This window comes from Leisingera sp. F5, assembly GCF_001593695.1.
Genome location: NZ_LUKH01000840.1, coordinates 1 through 1,584 on the forward strand (window position 1 = coordinate 1; position 1,584 = coordinate 1,584).

At 62.6% G+C, this 1,584-nt stretch carries 2 protein-coding genes and 1 pseudogene; 1 reads left to right on the plus strand and 2 read right to left on the minus strand.

Annotation, left to right across the window (positions count from 1 at the left end):
• Positions 1-84: pseudogene (locus tag A2I95_RS36610) on the plus strand (DNA mismatch repair protein MutT); the annotation flags it as partial.
• A gap of 93 nt (positions 85-177) precedes the next feature.
• Here the strand turns inward: A2I95_RS36610 and A2I95_RS36615 are convergent.
• On the minus strand, positions 178-1,080 hold the full coding sequence (locus A2I95_RS36615) for a DMT family transporter (protein ID WP_027259734.1): 903 nt from the start codon (positions 1,078-1,080) through the stop codon (positions 178-180).
• Between the two features lie 18 nt (positions 1,081-1,098).
• Positions 1,099-1,584, minus strand: a 486-nt coding sequence (locus tag A2I95_RS36620) for a fatty acid desaturase (protein ID WP_291737398.1), incomplete at its 5' end; no start/stop codon positions are given.

Consider the following 1,584-nt stretch of genomic DNA (forward strand, 5'->3'; position numbering starts at 1 on the left):
CAGAGCGTGCCCTATTTCCACAACAACGACGAAGCCAGCCTGTTCCTGCGTCTCAAAGGCTACCCGATGCCCGCAGACGGGTAACGTTTCCCGGCCCGGGAAACGTCCCGGAAAACGCGTGTTTTCCGAGCCGGAATTATCGCATAATTCCGGCAGCCTTGCGGCAATCGCAGTCGTTCAAATGGCCAGCACCAGCGCCAGGATTGACAGAACCAGCAGTCCCATGCCTATCAGTTCCCGGGCCGTGACCTTCTCCTTAAAAAACAGGATTGAGGCCAGCAGCGACAGCAGCAATTCCACCTGCCCCACCGCCTTTACATAGGCCGCATTCTGCAGCGTGAACGCCCAGAACCAGCAGAACGACCCGCCCATGCTGGTCAGCCCCACCCAGACCGCTACCCGGCGGGCGGCCCAGACCCGGGCGATCTCGCCCCTGTCCCGCAGGCCCAGCCAGGCAGCCATAAACAGCGTCTGCAAGCTGACTACCGCCGCCAAGGTCACTCCGGCGCGAAAGACCGGCTCCAAATCTCCCAATTGCAGGGAAGCGCCGCGGTAGCTGACCGCGGAAAAGGCAAACAGCACCCCCGACCCCAGCCCCAGCTTCGAGGCGCGGTTGGTCAGATGCCGCCACCAGGGGCCGGCTGCGTCCGGCGCCCGGGACAGAACCAGAACCGCCGCCAGCCCGATCAGGATCGCCACCCAGCCGCCAAAGGAGACCGGATCGCCCAGAACTGCCAGCCCGACGATGGCAGTCTGGATGACTTCGGTTTTCTTGAAGGTGATCCCCACCGCAAAATTGCGCTGCTTGAACAGGGCAACCACGCAGACCGTTGCCAGGATCTGTGCGGTGCCGCCAATGGCGGCAAACATCCAGAACTTCGGTCCCGGCTCAGGCAGTGCTCTCCCGGTGACTGCCATATACACCGCCAGCCCTGCCAGAATGAACGGCGCCGAATAGACAAACCGGGCGAAGGTGGCTCCGCCCGGCGACAAGGTTACGCTGCTCAGAACCTTCTGCAGCATGAACCGCACGGTCTGAAATGCGGCGGCGGCAATCGATACGGGAATCCAGGCTAACATGCGCCCGCTTATGCGCCTTTACTCTCCCTGCTGCCAGAGCGGATGCGGCACCGGGTCCTTGGCCCGCAGCAGGTAGTTGCGGAAAACCTGCATGTAGTTGCGATAGAAGTAGCCATCGTTGGCCGCCAGGAAGGCTTGCTTACGGGAATGATACAGCCGAGGCAGTGCATACCAGGGCACGCCCGGATGCATGTGATGCACAACATGCAGGTTGTTGTTCAGGAACAGCAAGGCCAAAGGCCCCTTGTCCTCGATGACCACAGTACGGCCTTTGGCGGAGTCATGCGCCCGGTGCTCCAGAAAGGTGCGGATCTTCAAGAGCCCCAGTCCCAGATAGGCACCCAGCACCGCAGCCCACAGCGGCGCCGGCGACTGCAGCACCACCCAGATCACCGGTACCAGGCCCAGAACATGTAAAACCCAGTCCCGCGCGATGCCCGGCGCGCCCTTGCGCGCCCGTTTCCAATCGCCCGCCATGAAGCAGACCTGCCCCATAAGCGGCCC